Source organism: Rhodococcus sp. DN22, assembly GCF_036669995.1.
GTDB classification, from domain to species: domain Bacteria; phylum Actinomycetota; class Actinomycetes; order Mycobacteriales; family Mycobacteriaceae; genus Rhodococcus_F; species Rhodococcus_F erythropolis.
Genome location: NZ_CP133326.1, coordinates 4,525,384 through 4,550,043 on the forward strand (window position 1 = coordinate 4,525,384; position 24,660 = coordinate 4,550,043).

General features: G+C 63.3%; 22 protein-coding genes. 13 read left to right on the forward strand and 9 right to left on the reverse strand.

The window, feature by feature from the left end; translation table 11 throughout:
- Positions 1–106: 106 nt before the first annotated feature.
- On the forward strand, positions 107–1,069 hold the full coding sequence (locus RA302_RS20510) for a pseudouridine synthase (RefSeq protein WP_070162385.1): 963 nt from the start codon (positions 107–109) through the stop codon (positions 1,067–1,069).
- A gap of 18 nt (positions 1,070–1,087) precedes the next feature.
- Here RA302_RS20510 and ychF read toward each other — a convergent pair whose 3' ends face one another.
- Together ychF and RA302_RS20520 are read right to left on the reverse strand one after the other, a co-directional pair.
- Positions 1,088–2,167: a redox-regulated ATPase YchF gene (ychF, locus tag RA302_RS20515; RefSeq protein WP_054188760.1), complete on the reverse strand. Its 1,080-nt coding sequence runs from the start codon at positions 2,165–2,167 to the stop codon at positions 1,088–1,090.
- Between the two features lie 70 nt (positions 2,168–2,237).
- On the reverse strand, positions 2,238–2,741 hold the full coding sequence (locus tag RA302_RS20520; protein ID WP_030536246.1) for a CD225/dispanin family protein: 504 nt from the start codon (positions 2,739–2,741) through the stop codon (positions 2,238–2,240).
- 89 nt (positions 2,742–2,830) lie between these two features.
- Between RA302_RS20520 and RA302_RS20525 the strand changes: the two genes are divergently transcribed.
- From RA302_RS20525 to RA302_RS20535, 3 genes are all read left to right on the forward strand, one after another.
- Positions 2,831–4,408 carry an FMN-binding glutamate synthase family protein gene (locus RA302_RS20525; RefSeq protein ID WP_070162493.1) on the forward strand — a complete coding sequence of 526 codons (1,578 nt, stop codon included), beginning with the start codon at positions 2,831–2,833 and terminating at the stop codon, positions 4,406–4,408.
- 112 nt (positions 4,409–4,520) lie between these two features.
- Positions 4,521–6,803 carry a carbon starvation CstA family protein gene (locus RA302_RS20530; protein WP_007726338.1) on the forward strand — a complete coding sequence of 761 codons (2,283 nt, stop codon included), beginning with the start codon at positions 4,521–4,523 and terminating at the stop codon, positions 6,801–6,803.
- Positions 6,804–6,805: 2 nt separating this feature from the next.
- Positions 6,806–7,015 (forward strand): YbdD/YjiX family protein, encoded by a 210-nt coding sequence (locus RA302_RS20535; RefSeq protein ID WP_083291716.1) that lies wholly within the window; start codon positions 6,806–6,808, stop codon positions 7,013–7,015.
- A 6-nt stretch (positions 7,016–7,021) separates the two neighbouring features.
- Here RA302_RS20535 and RA302_RS20540 read toward each other — a convergent pair whose 3' ends face one another.
- Positions 7,022–7,426 carry a hypothetical protein gene (locus RA302_RS20540; RefSeq protein ID WP_007726341.1) on the reverse strand — a complete coding sequence of 135 codons (405 nt, stop codon included), beginning with the start codon at positions 7,424–7,426 and terminating at the stop codon, positions 7,022–7,024.
- A 152-nt stretch (positions 7,427–7,578) separates the two neighbouring features.
- On the opposite strand from RA302_RS20540, the gene RA302_RS20545 reads away from it, so the two are divergent.
- Complete coding sequence (locus RA302_RS20545; RefSeq protein ID WP_003945249.1) at positions 7,579–8,772, forward strand: AI-2E family transporter; 1,194 nt, start codon at positions 7,579–7,581, stop codon at positions 8,770–8,772.
- On the opposite strand, the gene RA302_RS20550 is transcribed toward RA302_RS20545, so the two are convergent.
- Both RA302_RS20550 and RA302_RS20555 read right to left on the reverse strand, forming a co-directional pair.
- The gene (locus tag RA302_RS20550) at positions 8,773–11,751 is read right to left on the reverse strand and encodes an SMC family ATPase (protein ID WP_338477768.1); all 2,979 of its coding nucleotides are present in this window, start codon (positions 11,749–11,751) and stop codon (positions 8,773–8,775) included.
- Positions 11,748–12,923, reverse strand: coding sequence for an exonuclease SbcCD subunit D (locus tag RA302_RS20555; RefSeq protein ID WP_070162411.1), 1,176 nt, complete (start codon positions 12,921–12,923; stop codon positions 11,748–11,750). Before RA302_RS20555 ends, RA302_RS20550 begins: the two co-directional genes overlap by 4 nt.
- Positions 12,924–13,140: 217 nt before the next feature.
- Here RA302_RS20555 and RA302_RS20560 point away from each other — a divergent pair, with 217 nt between their 5' ends.
- Complete coding sequence (locus RA302_RS20560; RefSeq protein WP_042448843.1) at positions 13,141–14,097, forward strand: DUF6542 domain-containing protein; 957 nt, start codon at positions 13,141–13,143, stop codon at positions 14,095–14,097.
- 69 nt (positions 14,098–14,166) lie between these two features.
- Here RA302_RS20560 and RA302_RS20565 read toward each other — a convergent pair whose 3' ends face one another.
- Complete coding sequence (locus RA302_RS20565; protein WP_003945273.1) at positions 14,167–15,180, reverse strand: 4-hydroxy-3-methylbut-2-enyl diphosphate reductase; 1,014 nt, start codon at positions 15,178–15,180, stop codon at positions 14,167–14,169.
- A 153-nt stretch (positions 15,181–15,333) separates the two neighbouring features.
- On the opposite strand from RA302_RS20565, the gene RA302_RS20570 reads away from it, so the two are divergent.
- Genes RA302_RS20570 through RA302_RS20580 form a run of 3 tightly spaced genes read left to right on the forward strand, consistent with a single transcriptional unit; the run spans position 15,334 to position 17,410 of the window.
- On the forward strand, positions 15,334–15,933 hold the full coding sequence (locus RA302_RS20570) for a lipid droplet-associated protein (protein WP_141751485.1): 600 nt from the start codon (positions 15,334–15,336) through the stop codon (positions 15,931–15,933).
- Positions 15,930–17,195 carry an exodeoxyribonuclease VII large subunit gene (gene xseA / locus RA302_RS20575; protein WP_003945258.1) on the forward strand — a complete coding sequence of 422 codons (1,266 nt, stop codon included), beginning with the start codon at positions 15,930–15,932 and terminating at the stop codon, positions 17,193–17,195. Before RA302_RS20570 ends, xseA begins: the two co-directional genes overlap by 4 nt.
- The gene (locus RA302_RS20580) at positions 17,192–17,410 is read left to right on the forward strand and encodes an exodeoxyribonuclease VII small subunit (protein ID WP_003945276.1); all 219 of its coding nucleotides are present in this window, start codon (positions 17,192–17,194) and stop codon (positions 17,408–17,410) included. The genes xseA and RA302_RS20580 overlap by 4 nt, the downstream gene beginning before the upstream one ends.
- Positions 17,411–17,431: 21 nt before the next feature.
- On the opposite strand, the gene RA302_RS20585 is transcribed toward RA302_RS20580, so the two are convergent.
- Positions 17,432–18,001 carry a DUF4245 domain-containing protein gene (locus RA302_RS20585; RefSeq protein ID WP_003945206.1) on the reverse strand — a complete coding sequence of 190 codons (570 nt, stop codon included), beginning with the start codon at positions 17,999–18,001 and terminating at the stop codon, positions 17,432–17,434.
- Between the two features lie 180 nt (positions 18,002–18,181).
- On the opposite strand from RA302_RS20585, the gene glpX reads away from it, so the two are divergent.
- Together glpX and RA302_RS20595 are read left to right on the forward strand one after the other, a co-directional pair.
- On the forward strand, positions 18,182–19,216 hold the full coding sequence (gene glpX / locus RA302_RS20590; protein WP_003945202.1) for a class II fructose-bisphosphatase: 1,035 nt from the start codon (positions 18,182–18,184) through the stop codon (positions 19,214–19,216).
- Positions 19,217–19,317: 101 nt separating this feature from the next.
- Positions 19,318–20,721 carry a class II fumarate hydratase gene (locus RA302_RS20595; protein WP_003945220.1) on the forward strand — a complete coding sequence of 468 codons (1,404 nt, stop codon included), beginning with the start codon at positions 19,318–19,320 and terminating at the stop codon, positions 20,719–20,721.
- Between the two features lie 48 nt (positions 20,722–20,769).
- On the opposite strand, the gene RA302_RS20600 is transcribed toward RA302_RS20595, so the two are convergent.
- Together RA302_RS20600 and RA302_RS20605 are read right to left on the reverse strand one after the other, a co-directional pair.
- Positions 20,770–21,489, reverse strand: a complete 720-nt coding sequence (locus tag RA302_RS20600) for an NAD(P)-binding domain-containing protein (protein ID WP_076948324.1) — start codon at positions 21,487–21,489, stop codon at positions 20,770–20,772.
- 59 nt (positions 21,490–21,548) lie between these two features.
- Positions 21,549–22,004, reverse strand: coding sequence for a nitroreductase family deazaflavin-dependent oxidoreductase (locus tag RA302_RS20605; protein ID WP_070162413.1), 456 nt, complete (start codon positions 22,002–22,004; stop codon positions 21,549–21,551).
- Between the two features lie 340 nt (positions 22,005–22,344).
- Here RA302_RS20605 and RA302_RS20610 point away from each other — a divergent pair, with 340 nt between their 5' ends.
- A complete protein-coding gene (locus RA302_RS20610; RefSeq protein ID WP_003945239.1) occupies positions 22,345–22,911 on the forward strand; it encodes a TetR/AcrR family transcriptional regulator in 567 nt (188 codons plus the stop codon).
- Positions 22,912–23,008: 97 nt separating this feature from the next.
- Positions 23,009–24,580, forward strand: a complete 1,572-nt coding sequence (locus RA302_RS20615; RefSeq protein ID WP_070162415.1) for an MFS transporter — start codon at positions 23,009–23,011, stop codon at positions 24,578–24,580.
- Positions 24,581–24,660: the final 80 nt, after the last annotated feature.

Genomic DNA, 24,660 nt, shown 5'->3' on the forward strand with positions numbered 1-24,660 from the left:
AGTAGACGATCTACACCGACCACCGCTGTGAGTTCGGTTTCCGCGTCCCCGCGGGGACGTCCCCGTCGAGGCCACACCGAATCACCGCTGACCAGTAGTCGATGGGATGATGACCTGCGTGTCCATGTCCCCACCGCTGCCCGTCAAGAACGGGGTTGGCCCGACGCGCCTACGCATCCCGCTCTCTGGGCCGTGGGCGACGATCGCCGAGTACGTCGTAGCCAAGTTCGACCATCTGGACGCCGAGAACCTGTATCGGCGGTTCGACGACGGCGAGTTCGTGGATACCGACGGCCACTCGATCTGCCTGAACACAGAACTCAGCGCGCACCGGTTCGTCTGGTACTACCGTGAGTTGCCGGCGGAGGACCCGGTGCCGTTCCACGAGGAGATCCTGCACACCGACGACGATCTCGTCGTCATCGACAAGCCACATTTTCTCCCGACCACTCCGAGCGGGCGATACCTGCGTGAGTCGGCGCTCATCCGCCTGCGGGTTCGTCTCGACAACCCAGATCTGACCCCGATCCATCGACTCGACCGCGGCACCGCAGGAGTGGTGATGTTCTCGGCCCGCCCCGCGACGCGCGGCGCGTACCAGTCACTGTTCGAGAAGCGTCAGGTCACGAAGGTCTACGAGGCGGTGTCGGCGCGACCGACCCGGCGGGGCCGGGATGCACCAGCGCTCGACGTCCCTCTCGTTTACCGCAACCACATCGAAGCTCGACGCGGCGAGTTGCGAGTCGTCGTCGACGACAGCCGTGAACCCAACTCCGAGACCATGATCGAGGCGCGAGGGACGGGCGTGAGTGCCTCCGGACGTGCTGTGCTGCACACGGTTCTACGTCCGCAGTCCGGACGGATGCACCAGTTGCGAGTGCACCTGGCAGCTCTCGGCGCCGGGATCCTGGGCGACCGGCGATACCCCGACCTGCTGCCCGACGCGCCGGACGATCATTCCCTCCCACTCCAATTGCTCGCGAGGGAACTCGAATTCACCGACCCGTTGTCGGGGAAAGCGCGGCGGTTCGTCACCCGTCGGACGCTCAGCGAGATGCCCGTGGGGTGACGACCAGAAGCCGCGGATTTAGACGTTGAAGCGGAACTCCACCACATCGCCGTCGGCCATGACGTATTCCTTGCCCTCCATGCGGACCTTGCCGGCAGCCTTGGCCGCGGCCATGGAACCGGCCTCGACGAGGTCGTCGAAGGACACGATTTCAGCCTTGATGAAGCCGCGCTCGAAGTCGGTGTGAATGACGCCGGCAGCCTGGGGCGCGGTGTCACCCTTGTGGATCGTCCAGGCGCGAGCTTCCTTCGGACCAGCCGTCAGGTAAGTCTGCAGTCCGAGGGTGTGGAAGCCGGTGCGCGCGAGAGCGTGCAGGCCGGGCTCGGTCTGACCGATCGAGTCGAGCATTTCCTGGCGATCTTCCTCGTCCAGCTCGAGCAGTTCCTGCTCGACCTTCGCGTCGAGGAACACGGCGTCGGCCGGAGCGACGGAAGCGCGCAATTCCGCGATCTTCGCCTCGTCGGTGAGCACCGACTCGTCGGCGTTGAAGACGTACAGGAAGGGCTTGGTGGTGAGCAGGCTCAGCTCACGCAGCAACGAGAAATCGAGCTTGTCCTTGACGCTGAAGAGCGTCGTGCCCTCGTTGAGGAATGCCTGAGCCTTGAGTGCCTCGTCGTGGGCCGGCTTGAGCTCCTTGTTCTTGCGAGCTTCCTTGTCCAGACGCGGGAGAGCCTTCTCGAGAGTCTGCATGTCGGCGATCACGAGCTCGGTCTCGATGACCTCGATATCGGAGGCCGGGTCGACCTTGCCGTCGACGTGGATGACGTCGTCGTCGGCGAAGACGCGAACTACCTGGCAGATGGCGTCCGCTTCACGAATGTTGGCCAGGAACTTGTTGCCCAGACCTGCGCCCTCGGACGCTCCCTTGACGATGCCGGCAATGTCGACGAACGACACGGTCGCGGGGAGGATGCGCTCGGAGCCGAAGATCTCGGCGAGCTTCTGCAGCCGCGGATCGGGCAGCTCGACCAGACCGACGTTGGGTTCGATGGTCGCGAACGGGTAGTTCGCTGCCAACACGTCGTTGTTGGTCAGTGCATTGAAAAGGGTGGACTTGCCGACGTTGGGCAGTCCGACGATTCCGAGGGTAAGGCTCACGGTCTGTGGATTCTACGGCCTCGCGGCGACGTGACGGGTACTCGCCCCACCGTCACGTCGCGGCAGGTGATCAGTTGTAGGTATACGAATCGACGGACGACACGATCGCAACCAGGAAGATCACGTAGAACGCGATGAACAGCACCCAGCAGATGACGGCTATCAGGAGCGAAATCTGCCCGAGCTTCTTCACCCGCTCGGACGCGTACTGCGCGCCCTGGTGATCGCCCATCGCCCACTTCGGGTAGATGTCGTGGAGATGGTTGAACGCGGCGAACGCGATAGGCCAGAAGAAGATGATCGACGCGACGGCCCATCCCGCGTTGGACTTCGGCGGACCGTACTGAGGCGCCGCGTACGTGGGAGCAGCGCTGTACTGCTGGGCTGCGCTGTACTGCTGACCGGTCGGATACTGCTGTCCGGCTGAGTACTGCGGGTCGGTCGGGTACTGCTGGCCCGTCGGATATTCCTGGCCTGCTGAATATTGCTGACCGGCTGAATACTGCTGGCCCGCCGGATACTGCTGCTCCTTCGGATCCTGCGGGTCGGTCGGATATTGCGGTTCGGTCATCATTCCCCCAAAGAGTCGGATTCGGTTCTCTATCGCAGAACCTAGTGGAGACTTACCGCTGCCGTGTCACAGTGAGCGCCTACGCTCTCGAGGTGACTCGGATGCTGATCGTGCTCTTGATATGGATAGTGGGTCTCGGCACCGCCGCGCTCGCAATTGTCGCCTCGCCCGGATGGTGGGTGATCGCTGTCGTCACACTCGCGCTGGCGGCCATGGGCACCTACGACCTCACTCAGAAGTCCCACAGCATCCTCCGTAACTATCCGGTCCTGGGGCACGCGCGATTCCTCCTCGAGAAGATTCGACCGGAGATCCAGCAGTACTTCGTCGAATCATCCACCGATGGAATGCCATTCGATCGCGAAACGCGAGATCTGGTTTACGAGCGGGCAAAGGGAACACTGGCGGAAGAGCCCTTCGGGACCGAGCGCGACGTCAATGCGATCGGCTACGAGTTCATGACGCATTCGATTCGCGCACGGACCGCCCCCGACACCGTTCCCCGAGTTCGCCTCGGCGGACGCGATTGCACGAAGCCGTACGACATCGCTCTCCTGAACGTCTCCGCGATGAGCTTCGGGTCGTTGTCCGCCAACGCAATCGAAGCCCTCAACGCCGGCGCCGCCAAAGGCGGCTTCGCCCACGACACCGGCGAAGGCGCGATCAGTCCGTATCACCGCAAACACGGCGGCGATCTGATCTGGGAAATCGCCTCGGGATACTTCGGATGCCGAACCGAGGACGGCCGATTCGATCCTGACCGTTTTGCCGAGCGTGCCGGACTCGATCAGGTGAAGGCCATTTCGATCAAGCTCTCGCAAGGTGCGAAACCCGGGTTGGGTGGCGTGCTTCCCGGAGTCAAGGTCTCCCCCGAAATCGCCGAAACCCGCGGGGTACCCGTCGGCCAGACCGTGATTTCGCCACCCGCGCACACCGCGTTCAGCACCCCGGTCGAACTGGTCGATTTCATCGCGACCCTGCGAAAACTGTCGGGAGGCAAGCCGGTCGGGATGAAACTGTGTGTCGGCTCGCGTCGTGAATTCCTCGGAATCTGCAAGGCGATGATCGAACGCAGTATCACGCCCGACTTCATCATCGTGGACGGTTCCGAAGGCGGCACCGGCGCAGGTCCGGTGGAGTTCGAGGACCACATGGGCATGCCGTTGACCGAGGGCCTGATGCTGGTGCACAACGCTCTGGTGGGAACTGGTTTGCGCCCTCTCGTGAAAGTCGGCGCTTCCGGAAAGGTGGCGAGCGGTTCCGACATCGTCAAACGCATCATCCAGGGCGCAGACTTCACGATGGCGGCCCGCGCAATGATGTTCGCAGTGGGCTGTATTCAGGCCCAGATGTGCCACACCAACCGCTGCCCGGTCGGCGTTGCCACTCAGGATCCGGCACGCACCCGCGCACTCGACATCCCCGACAAGAGCGAGCGCGTCTACCGATTCCAGAAGGCAACCGTCGCCAGCGCGCAACAGATGATCGCGTCGATGGGCATCGATTCCTTCGACCAACTGCAACCGGGAATGCTCAACCGCCGCGTCGACGGTCTCACCACTCGCACCTATGCCGACCTGTTCGACTGGCTGATGCCGGGCGAACTGCTCGACTCCCCGCCGCAGAGCTGGCTCACCGATTGGATCGACGCCGACGCTCACCGATTCTGACGTCGGTCGACTCCCGCGTTTCAGATCGCGCGGATTCACCCTCCTGGTCCTACAGTGACAGATGGCCCGCTGTGACGGCGGCCACACGTGCACTAGTGGACGGAGTTCGACGATGAGCTTGACGACTGCGCCGGAACCAAATGTCGAGTACCTGAAAACCGATCCTGACCTGCCACCTGTCGGCGTCATCGACAAAACACCCATCTCCACGACTGCGCGCGTCGTCTTCCTTGTTCTCGGACTGGTCGGCGCGGGCGCCTGGTACATGATTGCGATCGTCCGCGGTGAACACATCAGCGCTGTGTGGTTCGTGTTGGCCGCAATCTGTACCTATCTGATCGCCTACCGCTTCTATGCGCGGTTGATCGAACGCAAGATCGTCAAGCCCCGCGACGACGTCGCAACTCCCGCCGAAATCATGGAGAACGGCGCCGACTACATGCCGACCGACCGTCGGGTGCTGTTCGGTCACCACTTCGCGGCAATCGCCGGTGCCGGTCCCCTGGTCGGACCCGTGTTGGCCGCGCAGATGGGATATCTTCCGGGAACGATCTGGATCATCGTCGGCGTCGTGTTCGCCGGGGCGGTGCAGGACTTCATGGTCCTGTGGATCTCGTCGAAGCGCCGCGGGCGCAGCCTCGGTCAGATGGCCCGCGAAGAACTCGGCCTTGTCGGCGGCGTCGCCGCACTGATCGGCGTGTTCGTCATCATGATCATCCTCATCGCGGTGCTCGGACTTGTGGTCGTCAATGCGCTCGCCGAGTCCCCGTGGGGAGTGTTCTCGATCGCGATGACCATCCCCATCGCGCTGTTCATGGGCGTGTACCTGCGGTATCTGCGGCCGGGCAAGGTTTCCGAGGTCTCCCTGATCGGCGTCGTCCTGCTTCTCCTGGCCATCGTCTCCGGCGGATGGGTTGCCGATACCGGTTGGGGCGCAGACTGGTTCACACTCTCGAAGGTCACCATCGCGTGGCTGATGATCGCGTACGGATTCGCCGCATCGGTGCTGCCAGTCTGGCTGCTCCTGGCACCGCGCGACTACCTGTCGACGTTCATGAAGGTCGGCACCATCGCGCTGCTGGCCATCGGAATTCTGGTCGCACGACCCGCTCTGAACATGCCGGCAGTGACGCCATTCGCCTCCAACGGCGAAGGCCCGGCCTTTGCCGGTTCACTGTTCCCGTTCCTGTTCATCACCATTGCCTGTGGCGCACTCTCGGGCTTCCACGCACTGATCGCGTCCGGTACGACGCCAAAGCTGCTCGAGAAGGAAAGCCAGACCAAGATGATCGGGTACGGCGGCATGCTGACCGAATCGTTTGTCGCGATCATGGCTCTGGTCACCGCCTGCATCCTCGATCAGCACCTGTACTTCGCACTCAACGCTCCCGCGGCACTGACCGGTGGAACACCGGAAACCGCAGCCGAATACGTCAACAATCTGCCCCTCGGCACTGCCCCCATCACACCGGACGTGCTGACTCAGGCAGCCGAGGCCGTCGGCGAAGAATCGATCATCTCGCGAACCGGCGGCGCCCCGACGCTCGCGTTCGGAATGTCCGAAGTGCTCAGCGACGTCTTCGGCGGCGACTCGCTGAAATCGTTCTGGTACCACTTCGCGATCATGTTCGAGGCGCTCTTCATCCTCACCACGATCGATGCCGGCACCCGCGTCGCTCGATTCATGCTCTCCGACTCGCTCGGCAACTTCGGCGGTCCGGCGAAGAAGTTCAAGGACCCGTCGTGGCGCATCGGCGCGTGGCTGTGCTCGCTGATCGTCGTCGCTGCCTGGGGCGCGATTCTGCTCATGGGTGTCACCGATCCGCTGGGCGGAATCAACACACTCTTCCCGCTCTTCGGCATCGCCAACCAGCTACTCGCCGCGATCGCACTGACGGTGGTCATGACGATCGTCATGAAGAAGGGCCTGTTCAAATGGGCCTGGATTCCCGGCGTGCCGCTGGTGTGGGACCTGGTCGTAACCATGACCGCGTCGTACCAGAAGATCTTCTCCGACAACCCCGCGATCGGGTACTGGGCTCAGCACAACGTGTTCAAGGACGCGAAGGCTGCCGGCGAGACGGCGCACGGTTCCGCGAAGACTCCGGAGGCCATCGATGCCGTCATTCGCAACACCTTCATCCAGGGCACGTTGTCGATCATCTTCGCGTCACTGGTGATCGTCGTGGTCATCGCCGGGATCATCGTATGTGCCAAGGCAATCCGAGCGGGCGGGCTGCCGACCACCGAGTCCCCGGAAGAACCGTCGAAAATCTTCGGACCCGCCAGCTTCATTCCGACGCCCGCGGAGAAGGAAATCCAGAAAGAATGGGACGAGCTGATCAAAGCCGGGAAAGTCCGGGCGCCCGGCGCCGCACACGGAGGTGGGCACTGACCATGACGACGGCGACCATGACGGCAAAACTCACCACAGCGTTCCGCGGAACGCTGTGGTGGGTTCGCTCGGTGATGGGTGATCTCGACTATCAGCGCTACGTCGAGCACACCCGACGCCACCACGCCGACTCACCGGTGATCAGCGAACGAGAGTTCTGGCGCCGCCGTCACGCAGCAACCGACGCCAACCCAGGCGCCCGCTGCTGCTGAATCCGGTCAGGGGCAGGTGGCCTTCGCGAGTTCGTAAATGTGGCCGGCCTGCTCGTCGGTGGGCTTGTTGCCGTTGTTCTCGGCCAGGTCGGTGATCTTGGTCTTGACCTCCGCCTCGCCCGTGCCGTTGGCGACCTCGGTACACGTGGTCGTCAAGATCTCCTCGATGTCTGCGTCGTCGCGGTTCTCCGCCAACGGTGCGTAAGCCCCACGGAACGTGGCGACGAACAGCGCCGTCTTGCCCTGATCGATGGCGTTGCCCGCTGACTGTTTCGCCGTCTCGAGCGCCTGTTGCCCGCTCGTGACTGCCTCGCTGATCTTGTTCTGCGCGTTGTCCTGATCCTCGGTGCTACACGCGGTGAGCCCGAGAACGACGATTGCTGCTGCCCCGACTGCTGCTGCGATTCTCATGACGGAAATGTTAGTCCGATCAGCATGCTTCAAAACACAGTATTGCAGCGCAACACACGAGTTATCGCATGCAGTCGTTACGATCAGCTCAGCTAGATCACCGGATTCGCACATCGGCGAGGAGATCCCTGCGCCGACGGAAAGGACGATCAGTGAGCGAGCAAGACAAGGGGACGTCCGCAGGGGTGCGCAAGCGCGACCGCGGCGAGATCATCGGGCAAGGGGGTATGTGGCTCGCAAAATGGTCGTTGGTGTTGGCGTCGATTTCGCTGGGCGCCTGGATTTTCGGCTGGCTGATCGAAAAGCTCTGGGTCATCATCCTGCCGGTGGCTCTGGCTATCGTTGTTGCGACAGTCATGTGGCCGCCGACCCGCGGCATGATCAAGCGCGGTATGCCACCGGCCGCGGCAGCCGGCATCACCCTGGTGCTCTCGATCGGAATCCTGGCCGGTGTGATCGCAGGCATCGTTCCGTCAGTGGTCAGCCAGGCCCCCGAGCTCGCGAACAAGACCACCGAGGGCATCAACCAGGTTCAGGACTGGCTCCAGGGTCCGCCGCTGAACCTGAAGGACGACCAGATCGACAACGCCGTCCATGCCGTCATCACCAAGGTGCAGGAAAGTGGAACCGCCATCGCTTCAGGCGTTTTCAGCGGCGTGAGCACAGCGAGCTCGTTGTTGGTCACGCTCGGTTTGGTCCTGATTCTCGCTTTCTTCTTCATCAAGGACGGACCGAGGTTCATCCCCTGGCTCCACGCTGTCGGCGGCGGCCGTGCCGGTCGGCATCTCGAAGAGGTCCTCACCCGCATGTGGGACACGCTCGGCGGATTCATCAGGACACAAGCACTGGTGAGTCTGATCGACGCGGTCTTCATCGGCGCCGGATTGCTGATACTCGGGGTCCCGCTGGCACCGGTGCTGGCAATTCTCACGTTCATCGGTGGCTTCATCCCGATCGTCGGTGCCTTTGTCGCCGGCGCCCTGGCCGTGTTGGTTGCGCTGGTGGCAAACGGTCTCACCACCGCCATCATCGTGTTGATCATCATCCTGGCCGTTCAGCAGATCGAAGGAAACGTCCTTCAGCCTGTGCTGCAGAGCAAGTCGATGAAACTCCACGCCGTCATCGTGCTGCTTGCCGTGGCCGCCGGTAGCTCGCTGTACGGCATCGTCGGCGCCTTCCTCGCAGTGCCCGTCGCCGCTGTGGCAGCAGTTGTCATCCGGTACATCGGCGAGCAGATCGACGAACGCGCAAGCGACAACGAGCCGATGCCCGCCGGCGATGCGTCGGACATCCTCGAGGATCAAGACGACGACGCCGAGTCAGAGGTAGAGAACAAAAAGGCCTGATCAGCCCGCGATCACCTTCACCGAGGAGCCTGCACGTCCGCGAATGACGTGCAGGCGACTCGGGATTCGCTGCCTCATCTCGTCCACGTGACTGACGATGCCCACCACTCGTCCACCGTCGCGAAGCTCGTCCAACACAGCCATCACCGAGTCGAGGGTGTCGGCGTCGAGAGTGCCGAATCCTTCGTCGATGAACATCGTGTCGAGAACGATTCCGCCGGACTCCGCCGCAACCACATCGGCAACTCCGAGGGCCAAAGACAACGACGCCAAGAATGATTCACCGCCCGAGAGCGTCTTCGCCGAGCGAACGACACCCGTGAAGTCGTCCCGGATGTCGAGCCCCAGACCGCCGCGGCGACCCCGAGAACCTGCCTCGTCACTGTGCACGAACTCGTATCTGCCCCCGGACATCCGCTGCAGCCGAACCGATGCCGACACGGCGATCTCTTCCAACCGCGACGCGAGCACATACGCTCGCAGCGACATCTTGCGACTGTTCTGACCTTTGCCGGCGATCACGTCGGCGAGGCCAGCGAGTTCGTCGTGCAGTTCCCGCTCAGGTGCAACCGCTTCGTATGCTTTCTCGAGTTGTCCGCTGAACCGTTCGAGATCCGACACACGGTTCTCGGCCAGGGAAGCAGCTGCAACAGCCGAGTTCACCACCTCGGCGCACTGAAGAGCACGCTCGCGAGGACCGTCGACGTCGACTGTCTCGACTTCGCTCACCGCAACGACCTCGGGGTCGTCGAGGACCGTCCGAGCGGCCACCTCGAGGTCGCGTGCTTTGGCGAGTTCCGTTTCGATCGCTGCGATTCGGGCCGGCGATCTCACCCCTTCGATCGCAGCCTCGACCGAATCGAATCCAGCAGCGGCCGCCGCAGCGGCCAGTTTGGTCGACAGTTCCGCCGATCGCGCCTGCGCACGAACGGCGTCGTCACGCATCTCAGACGCCGCCGAGGCAGCGGAGGCAAGCCTTTCGAACCGCGAGCGCTGAGCAGCGATGGTCGAATCTTCTCCCACCGCAGCGACGATCGCCGCTCGAATCTGCTCGACCGTGGCCGACAGAGTCGTCGTACGCTCGGTCAGTGCCGCCAATTCGGCCGTCAGAGAAGCGGATTCCTGTTGCAGCTCGCCGTCACGCTCGTTGAGATGCCCGAGCTTGTCGGCCAACCCTCCAACCTGACCGGCAGAGTGGGTCGCCTCGTCAACGGCGTTCCGAGCCGCGGCGCGGAGCCTGTCGAGTTCTGCGACGTCGCCGTCCCCGCCGCGGGCGATCACCCGGTCGATGTCACGGTCGACGGTTACCTGGCGGTCGACTACCTTGCTCAGGGCTTTCTCGGCCGCACGCTCGGCTGCGGACGCGACTTCCAGATCGGGCTCGGTGACCGTCACGACATCAGACTGCGCCGGCGCAGGGTGTTCACGCGAACCACACACCTGGCATGGGTCACCGGGCGCGAGTGAACTCGCCAACTCCGCAGCCATGCCCTCGATACGCTTCTGCACGAGGTCGAGCCAGCGCCCGCGAGCACTCTGATGGGCGTCGCGCGCATCCAACACCTGCACACGAATCTTCTCGGCTTGCGCACGCAGAGAGACGAATTCATGAGCCGCTGCCGCAGCATCCGATGCTTTGGCCAGTGCAGCTTCGAGGCCGGGCAGAGCCGCGTGCGCGCGTTGCGCATCCTCCAGTCGTTGGCCGGCCGAGCGCACCATTTCTGGCAGTTGAGTGCGTTCAACCGCGATGGCATCGATGCGCTCGGACAGAGCGTCTCGCCGAACTCCGAGTTTCTCGATCTCGGCTTCTGCCGCATCGGCTCTGCGAGCATCCTCCGCCATTGCGTCCAGGCGAACGATCTCGTCACGCCAGGTCCGGATCCGAGCTACGACGCGTTGACGCTCGTCGTCGGTGGGTGGCCACACCTCCGGCACGAAAATCTCCGGACCGCCCGTTGCGGAGTAGGTCGACATCGCTGCGGTCATCGATTCGAGTGCGGCAGCGAGGTGCAAGCCGGCAGCGTCCACATCGCCGGCGACAGCGGCCACAGGCAGTGCGCGCTTGGCGGTCTCGAGTTCAGCGCCGATCACAGCTCTTTGGGCGGCGCCCGTATTGAATGCTGCGAGTTCAGTGGTCGCACGATTACGGCGAGCGACCAGATCTGAGGTTCGCTGCGCAACGGTGAGCACCCGATTAGCCTCGGCTGCTGCATCTTTCGCGGTCACCAGCTCCGCAAGACTTGTATCGCGGGTGTCCTGAGCCTCGGCGAGGAGTTTGCGCGACCATTCCAGTGGGTGTGCCTCGGCGCCTACCTCGAGTCCCGCAGCTGTCTCGACCTTCGCGAGCAGCAGCCGCACGGATTGCTCCCTTGCCGCGAGCGCGGTCGCACTTGCCTTTCGCTTGGCGTCGAACCATGCCTCGACGGAGACAAAACGCTTGGTGTCGAACAGACGCTCGAGCAGTTTGCCTCGCTCGTCACTCTCGGCACGCAGGAATTTGGCGAACTCACCCTGCGGCAAGAGCACCACCTGGAAGAACTGATCAGCGCTCATGCCCATGAGGCGGTTGATCTCGTCACCGATGTCAGGGATGCGCGAAAGATTCTCGCCGCGGCCGTCCAACCACGTCAGTGTGGCCTTTGCATTCTCTGTGATCGAACCGGTGCCACGCTTCTTCGGGCGCGAATACTCTGGACTACGAACAAGTTTGATTCTGCGACCACTGATGGTCGCTTCGAGTTCCACGCGCGGCACCGAACCGGCGGGCGCGTGATCGGACAGTAGCCGTTTGCCCTCGTTGCGCGCACCCGGCACCCGCCCGTACAGGGCAAACGCAACCGCGTCGAGGATCGTGGTCTTGCCTGCCCCGGTGTCACCGTGCAGAAGGAACAGCCCGTCTGCACCCAAACGGTCGAAGTCGACTTCGACCGTGTCGGCGAAGGGCCCGAAAGAGCTGACTTCGAGTTTGTGCAGCCTCACGCGGTTTCACTCAGTTCTACCGTGGACTCCTCGGCGCGCGCGGCAGCGCTGAGCGCTTCGGCCATCAACGTGACCTCCCGCTCGGACGGGTCACTACGCACGGCCGAGACAAAGCCACGGGCGATCTCCATGTCGGTTCGACCCCGTACCGCGTCGCGATACTTGAGATCCGATTGTCCTTCCGGCCTTTGCCATTCGAGGTGAACGGCAAAGGGGAAACGTGCCTGGAGCTGCCTCATGGCATCGACGGGACGAACCGGGTCGGTGAGCAAAGCGGAGACGTAGCACTGCTCGGAATCGGCGTACTTCGACTCGGTGAGAAGTTCCTCGAGAGTTCCCGTCACCTGGCTCAGCCCTCGAATCACCGGAAGATCGAGGCGCTGCACCGACGACAGACCGGCTGCGTCGAGTTCGATCAAAAGCGCAGCCTTGCGGTGGCTGCGCTCACCGAACGAATACGGCAACGGTGAACCTGAGTACCGCACACTCTCCGAGAGCATCTGCGGAGAATGCAGGTGTCCGAGGGCGACATAGTCGACGCCGTCGAACTCGCCCACTGCGACGGTCTCCACTCCGCCGACCGAGATGGAGCGTTCCGATTCGGAGGCCTCACCGCCCACGACGAAGGCATGGGCGAGCAATACCGATCGAGTCGCGGGGTCGGCAGCCGTTCGTTCGGCGAGATCTCGCCGAACACGCGACATGGCCGCTCCGAGGATGTCGGAATGAGTACGAGCCCGGGGCACGTCCAACTCGACGCGCGTGATCTCCGGCTCGAGGTACGGAATCCCATAAAAGGCGACGGGCCCGAACTGATCGCTCAGCATCACCGGAGTACCGATCTGGCCGACGCGAGTGATCAGGTGCAAGCCGCCGGCAGCGGCAAAGGATGCCCCGGCTCCGAGCCGCACCGCGGAATCGTGATTGCCGGACGTCGCGACGATGACCGCCCCCGCCGCCCGGATTGCCTCGAAGCCTCGATTGCACACGGTGACCGCGTCGGAACTGGGAATCGAGCGGTCGTAGATGTCACCGGGCACGACCACGACGTCGACGCCGTGTTCGCGGACGGAATCTGCGATGGAACTGAGCACACTCGCCTGATCGGCCAGCAGATCGACGCCGTGAAAGGTGCGACCTATATGCCAATCGGAGGTGTGCAGAATCTTCATGAATCCGACGGTAGAGCAGCCCACCGACACCGCCGATCTCCCACGCTGACGGCTTCGTCGGTGTGCCCCAACCCACGAGCGTCCGGTGACCCTGCACACAATCCGTCCGGTTCGTTTGGCGAAGAACCCGAAACCATCGCGCCATCGCGTCGATAAATGCGCCAGCCACGACCCGCACAAACACGGCCGACAACGCAAGAACCGCTAATGTCGTTATGTGTCTGCAACCCAACGTGCTCGCTCCGGGGTACCGCTGGACAAGCGATCGCTCATCGTGACCGTCCCCGGCCTGCCCTGGTGGGGAGTGATCCTGCTTGCTGCCGGTGTGACCGCCGTCGGCGTACTGATCGATGCCACCGGAGGCGGCGGAGAGCTCACCGCGGTGTTCTCGACGTTCTACTTCCTGGGCTGTCTCTTCGCTGTGGTTGCCGCTTCGAACAAAGCACTCTTCACCGCGATGGCCCAACCGCCGTTGCTGCTCTTCGCTGCGGTGCCGATCGGGCACACGCTCATCGGCAAGGACAACAGCACCGCGCTGCGCGATATCGCGATCAACATCGCGTACCCGTTGGTCAACCGCTTTCCGATCATGTTGGCCGCAACCGTGGTCGTGCTGATCATCGGTGGCTTCCGATACTTCCTGCTCAATCAGCGCCCCACCGGGCCCGCGCGCTCGACCCGCTCCCGCCGCTCGGCGGCCACCACTCGTGACTCCTCTGCGGCTGCCACGCGAGAACAACCCGCACCCGAGACCGGGCGTCGACGCAGAGTCTCGGACGCGCCCGTCCCCGGGCCCCCGCGTCGCCGCGCCCCCGAGGTGGACGAGCAGCCCGCCTACCGAAGCACCCCCAGGCGCGAGCCGATCCAGGACGAGCGTCCGCTGCCGCCTCGGAGAAGCCCTCAGCCACCCAGGGTCGATCGCACGCACCAACCGCCTACGCGTCGCCCCCAGCCCGACAGTCGGCCCGTGGCAGACGACGACTACCCGTCGTACGGTCGCCGCCGGGCGCCCGAGCCCACTCCGTCGCCCAGACGTGAGGAGCGGATGGAGCCCTTCTTCGCTTCGGGTGACGACGTATCGCCGCCGCTGCCCCCTCGCCGCCGCCCACCCGGAGTCGATCTTCCGGCGTATCCGCCGCCGCGAGTTCGGTACCGCGATCGCGAAGAGCCCTGAACAGACGCGCCCGGTAGCACAAAAATGCGGGGCACCTTCCAGATGGAAGGTGCCCCGCATTTTCTTGTTTCAGGACGTGCGCGCTGCTCGCAATTCACGGGGAAGGGCGAACACCAGAGTCTCGTTGGCAGTGGTGACGGGTTGAACGTCGTTGTATCCGTGCTCGGCAAGAAGTTCGATCACGCCGCGCACGAGCACCTCGGGTACCGATGCGCCCGACGTGATGCCGACGGTCTGGACACCCTCGAGCCACGCGAGATCGACCTCACGGGCGTAGTCGACCAGGTACGACGCGGCAGCGCCCGCCCCGAGCGCGACCTCGACCAGGCGAACCGAGTTGGACGAGTTCCGCGAACCCACCACGATCACGAGATCGCACTCGGGAGCCATCGCCTTGACCGCAACCTGACGGTTCTGCGTGGCGTAGCAGATGTCGTCGGACGGCGGGTCCTGCAGATTGGGGAAGCGCTCACGCAGGCGCGCGACGGTCTGCATCGTCTCGTCGACGCTCAGTGTGGTCTGGGAAAGCCAGATGACCTTCGACTCGTCACGAACCGTGACCGCGTCGACCGAATCCGGGCCGTCGACGATGGTGACGTGATCGGGAGCCTCACCTGCGGTGCCCTCGACCTCCTCGTGGCCTTCGTGGCCGATGAGCAGAATGTCGTAATCGTCGCGGGCGAATCGCTTCGCTTCCTGGTGCACCTTCGTGACCAGGGGGCACGTTGCGTCGATCGTGCGCAGGTTCCGCTCGGCAGCCGAGTCGTGGACGGCCGGCGACACACCGTGCGCCGAGAACACGAGCAACGATCCCTCGGGAACCTCGTCGGTTTCGTCGACGAAGATCACGCCTTGATCTTCGAGCGTCTCGACGACGTGGCGATTGTGGACGATCTCCTTACGCACGTAGATGGGTGCGCCGTGCTTCTCGAGGGCCTTCTCGACGGTCTCGACCGCGCGGTCGACGCCGGCGCAGTAGCCGCGAGGCTCGGCGAGGAGCACGCGCTTGGCGCTGCCCTTGCGGGTGGACGGCGAATCAGCCGAGTGCGCGATACCGAGATTGAGAGGAACAGCCGAAGACATGTGACCAGCCTACTGGCACCTCGAACGTGAGACACTCCGGCAAACGTGAACACCTCGGTTTCGGGCTCCGACCGAAGGTTCCGAAGTAAACGAGTACGGCCGTCACAGGCAAGTCGGCTACCGATTGTCGGAGCTTTGCGGCAAGCTGTGGGAATGATCCGACCACCGTTCGTGGCGCGCGTTGCCGCGGGACTCGCCGTCACCGCGATGGAAGAGGCAAAGAAGTTGCCCACCACCGCCGTCGCCCTGCCGATGACCGCCGTGAGCCAGATGCTGCAGACAAGCATGCGCGTGCAGCAGTCGATCACCTCGCTGGCGATCAAGGGCGATCAGGCATTTGCACTGATCAACTGGTCTTCCGAGGACGAACAGCCCGAGTGGGCGGTCTTCGACGAAGACGTCGATGCGCCTGCTGACCCGACGTCTTCCACCGGATCGACCACCGCTGACACCCCGACCAACGCCGGTCGCTTCGCGCTCTACTCGCTCGAGCCGACGGCCCCCATCGAGGAACCCGCACCCGTCGCCGAGTCCGAATCCATGGCAGCTACGACGGACGGACCTGCCGAAGAGCCCGAGATCGTCACCGAACTCGACTACCCCAACCTCACACTCGCACAGCTCCGTGCGCGCATCCGGACGCTCAGCATCGACGAGCTGACCGCAGTCCTGGACTACGAGAATGCGACGCTCGCTCGCGCACCGTTCCAGACCATGCTCACTAACCGCATCACCACAGCCAAGGCAAAGTGACTTCCGCAACGCCCCCCGCTTCATCGCAGCGATCGTCCGGCGCCAGTAGCGCTGAGCAGCCGTGGCCGGTCCGCACGGTTTCCGCCAAGGTCGCCGGCTGGATCGATCGGCTCGGCAGTATCTGGGTCGAAGGTCAGATCACCCAGATCAATGCACGCCCCGGCACCCGAACGGCCTTTCTCGTCCTGCGTGATCCGTCGGCAGACATGTCGCTGTCGATCACGTGCTCACCGCAGTTGTTGCACAACTCCCCGGTGCCGTTGACCGAGGGCTCGCGAGTCGTGATGTTCGGCAAGCTCTCGTTCTACACCGGACGCGGAACGGTGTCGTTGCGTGTCACCGAGATTCGCGCCGTGGGTATCGGTGAGCTGCTTGCCCGCATCGAGAGACTGCGCGCCTTGCTCGCCGCCGAGGGCTTGTTCGATCCGCGGCTCAAACGGCCGCTTCCGTTTCTGCCCGGCACGATCGGCCTGATCACGGGCCGAGCCAGTGCGGCCGAGAAGGATGTCGTCTCAGTCGCCCATCGTCGTTGGCCAGCAGTGGCCATCGCAGTGCGTAACACCGCGGTTCAGGGCCCGACTGCTGTTCCCCAGATCATCGAAGCGCTGAAGGAACTCGACGCCAACCCGGTAGTCGACGTCATCATCCTCGCTCGCGGCGGCGGTAGCGTCGAGGATCTCCTGCCGTTCTCCGACGAAGCGCTGTGCCGCGCCATCGTGGCCTGCACGACGCCGATCGTCAGTGCCATCGGACACGAGCCGGACAGCCCGCTCAGTGACCACGTCGCCGACCTGCGCGCAGCCACACCCACGGACGCGGCCAAGCGCGTCGTACCCGACGCGGTTGCGGAAGCTGCCCTGGTTGCGGATCTGCGTGACCGCAGCGCTGCGGCACTGCGCAGCTGGGTCAAGCGTGAGTCTCATCTGATCGAACAGTTGCGCACTCGACCGGTCATGGCATCGCCGCTGCTCGCGGTGGACCGTCGCGCCGAGGAGGTCGAAAGGCTCCAAGCCGCCGGACGACGGGATGTGACTCGGTTGATCGATTCCGAGTCCCGAACGATCGAGCATCTGCGCGCCCGGCTCACCACGCTGGGCCCCGCCGCGACGCTGGCCCGCGGGTACGCAGTCGTGCAACGTGTTGTCGCCGATGGCGATCCGGAGGTTCTGCGCTCGGTCGAGGACGCGCCACCCGGTACCCAGATTCGAGTTCGACTTGCAGACGGCGCCGTTCGCGCCGCAGTGATGGGAAGAGAAAAATGAGCAACGCCACCGACACCGACATCAACGAACTCGGCTACGAAGCAGCCCGGGACGAACTGGTGAGCGTCGTGAAGATTCTCGAACAGGGCGGTCTGGACCTGGACGCGTCACTCTCACTGTGGGAGCGAGGCGAAGCGTTGGCCAAGCGCTGTGAAGAGCACTTGGCCGGCGCGAGGGCCCGCGTCGAAAAGGCTCTGGCCGAAGCGGACGAGTAGCGTCCGCTCCGACCGCAAATCCTATGGCGTGATCGGCTGCGCTGCGCCGACCTTCTCGGCAAGAATCCGGAACTCTTCCGGCGTCGCCGCGCCCGTGAGCAACAGGCGAACATCCCCGACGTCCGTGACCCAGATCGACTCGACACCTTCGCCGCCGAAGACGTTCCACGTATCGGCACCGACGGTCTCGACTCCGGTCGCGAATCGCTGTCCACCGGCAACATGTGACACCAACGGGAATTCCTCGGCATTGCTCTGTGTCAGCTGGATGTAGCGACCACTGGTCGTGATGAATCCCACAGTGCTCGAATCTCCGCCGCCGTCGCCGGAGATGATCTTGCGACTGCCGGAGTTCGGAGTCCACCCGTCCGGAACACCGGGATTACGGATGGGAAATCCGAGTTCCTTCGCGTCGTAGTTCAGAGCTGCGTCCACGTCGACGCTCGGGATAGGCCCCTGTGTCGGGCCGCCAGGACTGAACGTGCACTGGCTGGCGATGCCCGCAATGATGATGCAGAACAGCACCAACGGTACGAGAGACCAGACCATGTCTTTGTTGTCTTCGAGAATGCGGGGTTTCTTCGATGCCACACCCCCAGTATCCAGGTACTCCGCAGTAGATACGATTCCCGGTCCCCCTCGAGCGAGACAAAACGTCTCTGCGGCGACCCGACAGCGCACGTAGCCGCTCCCATCTGGGACAATGACGCCTGAAGAAACCACTGCGTCGACACACCCCGTCGACCGCGACCGCGCCAGGAGGCACCGCACATGACGGCCAGCAGCACTCATCGTGAGACCCCGGACCGTAACCTCGCACTCGAATTGGTCCGAGTCACCGAAGCCGGTGCTATGGCTGCCGGCCGCTGGGTAGGCCGCGGCGACAAGGAAGGCGGCGACGGAGCAGCCGTCGACGCCATGCGTCAGCTCGTCTCCTCAGTCTCGATGCGCGGCATCGTCGTCATCGGTGAAGGCGAGAAGGACGAAGCGCCGATGCTGTTCAACGGCGAAGAGGTCGGAAACGGCGACGGCCCCGACTGTGACTTCGCCGTCGACCCGGTCGACGGCACCACCTTGATGTCCAAGGGCATGCCCAACGCGATCTCCGTTCTGGCTGTTGCCGAGCGCGGCGCGATGTTCGATCCGTCGGCCGTGTTCTACATGGAGAAGATCGCTGTCGGACCGGATGCTGCAGATGTCATCGACATCAGCGCACCGATCGCCGAGAACATCAAGCGCGTGGCCAAGGTCAAGAAGGCGTCGGTCTCCGACATCACGATCTGCATCCTGGACCGCCCGCGTCACAACCAGCTGATCCAGGACGTTCGCGACACCGGCGCTCGTATCCGTCTGATCTCCGACGGTGACGTTGCCGGCGCGATCGCCGCAGCGCGTCCGGAGTCCGGCACCGACATGCTCGTGGGCATCGGCGGAACGCCAGAGGGCATCATCGCCGCAGCAGCCATGCGCTGCATGGGTGGATCGTTGCAGGGCAAGCTGGCCCCCACCGACGACGAAGAGCGTCAGAAGGCCATCGACGCCGGTCACGATCTCGATCGGATCCTGTCCACCGAAGATCTCGTCTCGGGCGAGAACGTCTTCTTCTGCGCCACCGGCGTCACCGACGGTGACCTCCTGCGCGGCGTCCGCTACTACGGCGGTGGCGCCAGCACGCAGTCCATCGTGATGCGTAGCAAGTCCGGCACCGTTCGCATGATCGACGCGTACCACCGTCTCGAGAAGCTGCGCGAGTACAGCTCCGTCGACTTCGACGGCGAAGAGGGCGCGGTTCCCCCGACGTTCTGATGGGCTCCGCCCCGTGAGTGGTTAGGGAGTCCCTGCACTCCTCAACCGCTCACGGGGGACGTAGTCCCCTACCCGCTCTCGAAAAGTGGCAATGTGGAGCCATGACGGAGAGCAACGATCAACAGTTCCGAATCGAACACGACACCATGGGCGAAGTTCGGGTGCCCATCGACGCACTGTGGCGAGCACAGACCCAGCGTGCAGTCGAGAACTTCCCGATCAGCGGGCGCCCGCTCGAGCGCACCCAGATCCGCGCAATGGGCTTGCTGAAAGCAGCGTGTGCGCAGGTCAACAAGGACCTCGGACTCCTCGACGCGGACAAGGCCGACGCAATCATCGCCGCCGCGAACGAGATCGCCGAAGGCAAGCACGACGATCAGTTCCCCATCGACGTCTTCCAGACCGGCTCGGGAACCAGTTCGAACATGAACGCCAACGAGGTCATCGCATCCATCGCGAAGGCCGCCGGTGTGGACGTACATCCCAATGATCACGTCAACATGTCGCAGTCCTCCAACGACACCTTCCCCACCGCCACGCATGTCGCAGCTACCGAAGCAGCGGTCACCGATCTTGTTCCGGCACTGGAACATCTGCATGCTGCGCTTGCCACGAAGGCGACCGAGTGGAAGACCGTCGTCAAATCCGGACGCACCCATCTGATGGACGCTGTGCCGGTCACGCTCGGTCAGGAGTTCGGCGGCTACGCACGTCAGATCGAGGCCGGCATCGAGCGCGTCAACGCAACACTCCCCCGCCTCGGCGAGCTGCCGATCGGCGGAACAGCAGTCGGCACCGGTCTCAATGCTCCGGATGGATTCGGCCCCAAAGTTGTTGCCGAACTGGTCAAGTCGACCGGTGTCGACGCGCTGACTCCGGCGAAGAACAGCTTCGAAGCGCAGGCCGCGCGTGACGGACTGGTCGAGGCATCGGGCGCGCTGCGGACCATCGCCGTCTCACTGACGAAGATTGCCAACGACATTCGGTGGATGGGATCGGGTCCGCTGACCGGACTCGGCGAGATCGCACTCCCTGATCTGCAGCCGGGAAGCTCGATCATGCCCGGAAAGGTGAACCCGGTCCTGCCCGAGGCAACCACTCAGGTTGCGGCTCAGGTGATCGGAAACGACGCCGCCATCGCGTGGGGTGGCGCCGCCGGAGCTTTCGAACTCAACGTCTACATCCCGGTCATGGCCCGCAACTTGTTGGAGTCGTTCACCTTGCTGGCCAATGTCTCTCGTCTGTTTGCCGACAAGTGCGTCAGCGGACTGGTCGCGCACGAGGAGCACCTCAAGACACTCGCCGAATCTTCGCCGTCGATCGTGACGCCCCTCAACTCGGCAATCGGTTACGAGGAAGCCGCAGCCGTCGCGAAGCAGGCGCTCAAAGAGAAGAAGACGATCCGTCAGGTCGTCATCGAGCGCGGACTCGTCCCGGACAAGCTGAGCGAGGAAGAACTCGACAAGCGTCTCGACGTTCTGGCGATGGCGAAGGTCAAGGACTGAACAAACAAAAGAGTGGCGGTTTCCACTTCGGAAACCGCCACACTTTCCCTACACCGTAGTGGTTGCCCGCCACTCGTCGGTGCGATCGGGGCTCGCCTCGGCCAATGCTTTCAGCGTCGCTTCGCGATCGAAATCCTTGCCGTACACGGGAGTTCCCGGCTGCTGACGCCAGGAATCGTCGATCGTTCCCGCATCGACGGGATCGAAGCCCAACTGATTGATCAGATCGAAGACGACCTGCTTGTTCGCGTCGTCGTCGCCGGCGACGGGTAGCGCAATGCGCCCCTCTGCACCTTCGGGAAGCCCCTTCTCGAGGAGATGCTTCCACCAGATTCCGTTGAACGCCTTGAACACCGGTACACCCAGGTGTTCCTGCACCCATCCGCTTTCGGTCTGTCCGTCCTCGATGGCGGCGATCAGACCGTCACGCTGTTGCGGGTAGTAGTTGTTGGTCTCGATGACCGGGGCACCGGCGACCGCACCGCTGAGGATCCCTGCCGGTAGATCAACCACGTTCTTCTGCGGAATGCTCACGATGACCAGCTCGGCACCCTCGGCGGCCTCGGTGCTGCGGACTGCCTTCGCGCCCGTCTCCGCTTCCAGTTCTGCAAGCGTGTCCGGTGTCCGCGAGTTCGAGACGCGCACGTCGTGACCGAGCGCAGCGAGCCTACGTGTGAGCGTGCCACCGATCTGACCGGCTCCGATGATTCCGATGCGCATGACCCTGCTCCTTCGTCGTGTGCAGTGGCGATCGCGCCACCGCTGCATTCGTCAACGACGAGAACGCACCGGGTCATTCCGCACCGATCATTTCAACTCCCGTTGATTCAATCGGTTGACGGATCGAGTTCAAGCCTGATGCGAACACTGACCGGATCGGTCTGCAATCCGCGAAAGGCAGAGGCCGTCAGCGCCGATCTGATCTTCCCCGACGCAAATGTCTTCACCCGTGCCGGCACGTCGTCGTCCGGCATGATCTGGGCCTGTCCGTCCACCCACTCGCCGCGGCGACGGATCCGAACCTTCGGCGTCGCAGAGATATTGGCACCCCACCCCGTGCCGGTGCCATGCTGCGCAATGACCCACGCCTCGTCACCGTCGTAGGTGATCGCAACGGGCACTCGACGGGTCAGACCGGTTCGGCGTCCAACCGTCTCGATCTCGGTCATCAACGACGGCATCAAACCGATCCGATTCAATCCGGTGACCAGCGGATTGGCGAAATACTTCCCGACTGCGACTTCGATTCTTCGTTTTCGTGCAACTGACGTCCGTGCCGGCATGTCGTTTCCTCTCCTCCGAAGCTGGTGCTCGAAGCAACAGCTCTATACCGCACGATATAACCACTGTTCGGGGAGTTTTGCCACCAAGAATCTCCGTCGATACCCACCACCTGCACACAACACTTGACTGTGTCTGTCGGTTACATCTAGTATCAGATTCGTTCCTATACCGATCGACATACTGGGAGGCAGTGATGAACACACCTCGAGACGCCTCGTTGCCATGACCGGCCCGCAGACGCGTTGTCCGATCGCCGCAGCGCGTCGCAAGTGGGGAGTACCAAAAGAATCAGCGGCACCAGATGATTCGAACAGCACTGCGATTGCATACGATGGCGGGATGGCCGACTCTGATTCCCGCACTCTGATGCTGGTCGGCGCCATCAATGCCTTCCGTGAACACGGGATCGCGACGACCTCGCTCACCGAGATCGTCGAACGCTCGGGAGCTCCCCGCGGGTCGGTGTACCACTACTTTCCCGAGGGCAAAGGACAGCTGGCCGGCGAAGCAGTTGCCTACTTCGGCCGGGGCGTCAGTGCCGCCATCAGTTCGATGATCGCTCAGTCTTCCCCACCGGAGATCATCGACGCGGTTGTCACGATATTTCGAAACAGCTTGGTAGAGAGCGATTTCACCTCCTCCTGTCCGGTCGCAGCCGCGGCAGTGGAGGGCGCGTCGACGCCGGCGGCATTAACTGCTGCGGGCGAATCCTTCACCTCGTGGGAATCGCTTCTCACATCGTTCTTCTGGCAGCAGGGACAGCCGTCCGAGACTGCAGCACAGTGGGCAACCGTCGTGATCGCGTCAATCGAAGGCGCAACGCTGATGGCAAAAGCTCAGCACACCACGGCGCCTCTCGATCGCATCGGCGCTCACCTCAAGGCTCTGGTCTCGGCCCCGAGCTGACCAACCCTCTTTCTTCCAACCGCTGCTGCCGTCCGCGCAGGAGCAGAGATGGCGTACAAACATGTCTCACACACTTGCACCGGCGCCCTCGGCGCCCATGATGACCAAGTCACGTCGATTCACTGCGCTGATCTTCATCTGCCTCGCCGAACTCCTTGTCGTGCTGGACAACACAGTGGTCAACGTCGCATTGCCGACGATGAGCGTCGACTTGTTCGCCAGCGTCAGCGACCTGCAATGGATCGTCGACGCGTACACGTTGACCTTCGCCGGGTTCCTACTCACTTTCGGCCACCTGGGTGACCGCTTCGGACGCCGCCGAGTGATGATCATCGGCTTGATCGGCGTCGGTGCGATGTCGCTCGTCGGCGCCTTGGCTTCCAACCTCGAACAGGTGATCATGGCGCGAGCCGCCATGGGTGTCTTTGCCGCAGCTGTCTTTCCGGCTACGTTGGCCATGATCACCAACATCTTCACCGACGCCAGAGAACGAGCCATCGCCATCGCGGCCTGGACCGCAATGGCCGGCTTCGCGATTGCCATCGGCCCGACTGCGGGCGGCTGGCTTCTCGAGCACTTCTCCTGGCACTCGGTGTTCTGGATGAACGTTCCGGCAGCATTGTTGGTCATCGTGGGTGTGCTGCTGGTTGTTCCGGAATCGAAGGCGCTCCACGTCGGCCGATTCGATTTCGTCGGAACAATCTTGTCGCTACTGGGCATCGTCATTCTGGTGTGGACCATCATCGACGCACCACATCGCGGATGGGTGTCGACATTCAGCATCACGGGATACCTCTCTGCGACAGTGTTTTTGGCCGCATTCGTCGCATGGGAACTGCGCACCGACGCGCCGATCCTGAACATGAATCTCTTCCGAATCCGGCGGTTTTCTTTCCCCGCCTTGGCTATTGCTGTCAGCTACTTCAGCATGTTCGGATTCTTGTTCCTGATCACGCAGTACTTCCAGGGCGTTCGGGAGTACTCGCCGCTCGAATTCGGCATCCACTCTTTGCCTTTCGCTGCAGCTGTCGCCGTGGGCGCCCCAGTCGCCACCTTGGCGGCACAGAAACTCGGCACGACTGCAGTGATGGTGTTCGGCCTCCTGGTACTCAGCGGCGGGATGTTCCTGGCGGGTCGGACGACCGTCGAGACGCCCTACCTCGGACCCGTCGTGATCTCGATGGTCCTCATGGGTCTGGGCCTCGCAATTGTCCAGGGACCGGCGACCGACTCCATCATGTCCTCGGTGCCCCTCGACGAAGCGGGCGCAGGTTCGGCAGTCAACGACACGACGCGTGAGCTCGGCGGGACCCTGGGCGTCGCCGTCATCGGTTCGATCGTCGCCTCGTACTACACGTCCAAGGTGGCTCCGATCGTCGACGCCATTCCCGACGCCGTGATGTCGGCGCAGGAGAAAGGCTTCGCTCGTGAGTCCGTGCTCAGCGTCATCGAAATCCGCTCCCGCGACATCAGTCCGCTCTTCGAGCAGCAGAAGGACAGTCTGATCTACACGATGAAGACCGCATGCCTGGAAGGCTTCGCCATCGCGTCGTACTTCACAGTCGGAGCAGCCTTGATCACCGCTCTGCTGGTCGCGTTGTTGCTCCCTTGGAAGCCGGTCACGGAAGGCTCCATTCTCGGCAGTCTGACAACCAAGACCCCGAAGTAGCTACAAGGTTTCCCGATTTGTCCCAATATCAGCCCGCCGTTCCCCGATACTGGATTGACCGAGTGGTACCGACGACAACC

Excerpts from the sequence above, each read along its gene's own strand:
- RA302_RS20510 (WP_070162385.1), top strand. The coding sequence starts at position 107 with ATGATGACCTGCGTGTCCATGTCCCCACCGCTGCCCGTCAAGAACGGG.
- RA302_RS20520 (WP_030536246.1), bottom strand. The coding sequence starts at position 2,741 with ATGATGACCGAACCGCAATATCCGACCGACCCGCAGGATCCGAAGGAG.
- RA302_RS20530 (WP_007726338.1), top strand. The coding sequence starts at position 4,521 with ATGAGCTTGACGACTGCGCCGGAACCAAATGTCGAGTACCTGAAAACC.
- RA302_RS20535 (WP_083291716.1), top strand. The coding sequence starts at position 6,806 with ATGACGACGGCGACCATGACGGCAAAACTCACCACAGCGTTCCGCGGA.
- RA302_RS20540 (WP_007726341.1), bottom strand. The coding sequence starts at position 7,426 with ATGAGAATCGCAGCAGCAGTCGGGGCAGCAGCAATCGTCGTTCTCGGG.
- RA302_RS20555 (WP_070162411.1), bottom strand. The coding sequence starts at position 12,923 with ATGAAGATTCTGCACACCTCCGATTGGCATATAGGTCGCACCTTTCAC.
- RA302_RS20565 (WP_003945273.1), bottom strand. The coding sequence starts at position 15,180 with ATGTCTTCGGCTGTTCCTCTCAATCTCGGTATCGCGCACTCGGCTGAT.
- RA302_RS20570 (WP_141751485.1), top strand. The coding sequence starts at position 15,334 with ATGATCCGACCACCGTTCGTGGCGCGCGTTGCCGCGGGACTCGCCGTC.
- RA302_RS20580 (WP_003945276.1), top strand. The coding sequence starts at position 17,192 with ATGAGCAACGCCACCGACACCGACATCAACGAACTCGGCTACGAAGCA.
- glpX (WP_003945202.1), top strand. The coding sequence starts at position 18,182 with ATGACGGCCAGCAGCACTCATCGTGAGACCCCGGACCGTAACCTCGCA.
- RA302_RS20595 (WP_003945220.1), top strand. The coding sequence starts at position 19,318 with ATGACGGAGAGCAACGATCAACAGTTCCGAATCGAACACGACACCATG.
- RA302_RS20600 (WP_076948324.1), bottom strand. The coding sequence starts at position 21,489 with ATGCAGCGGTGGCGCGATCGCCACTGCACACGACGAAGGAGCAGGGTC.
- RA302_RS20605 (WP_070162413.1), bottom strand. The coding sequence starts at position 22,004 with ATGCCGGCACGGACGTCAGTTGCACGAAAACGAAGAATCGAAGTCGCA.
- RA302_RS20610 (WP_003945239.1), top strand. The coding sequence starts at position 22,345 with ATGGCCGACTCTGATTCCCGCACTCTGATGCTGGTCGGCGCCATCAAT.
- RA302_RS20615 (WP_070162415.1), top strand. The coding sequence starts at position 23,009 with ATGATGACCAAGTCACGTCGATTCACTGCGCTGATCTTCATCTGCCTC.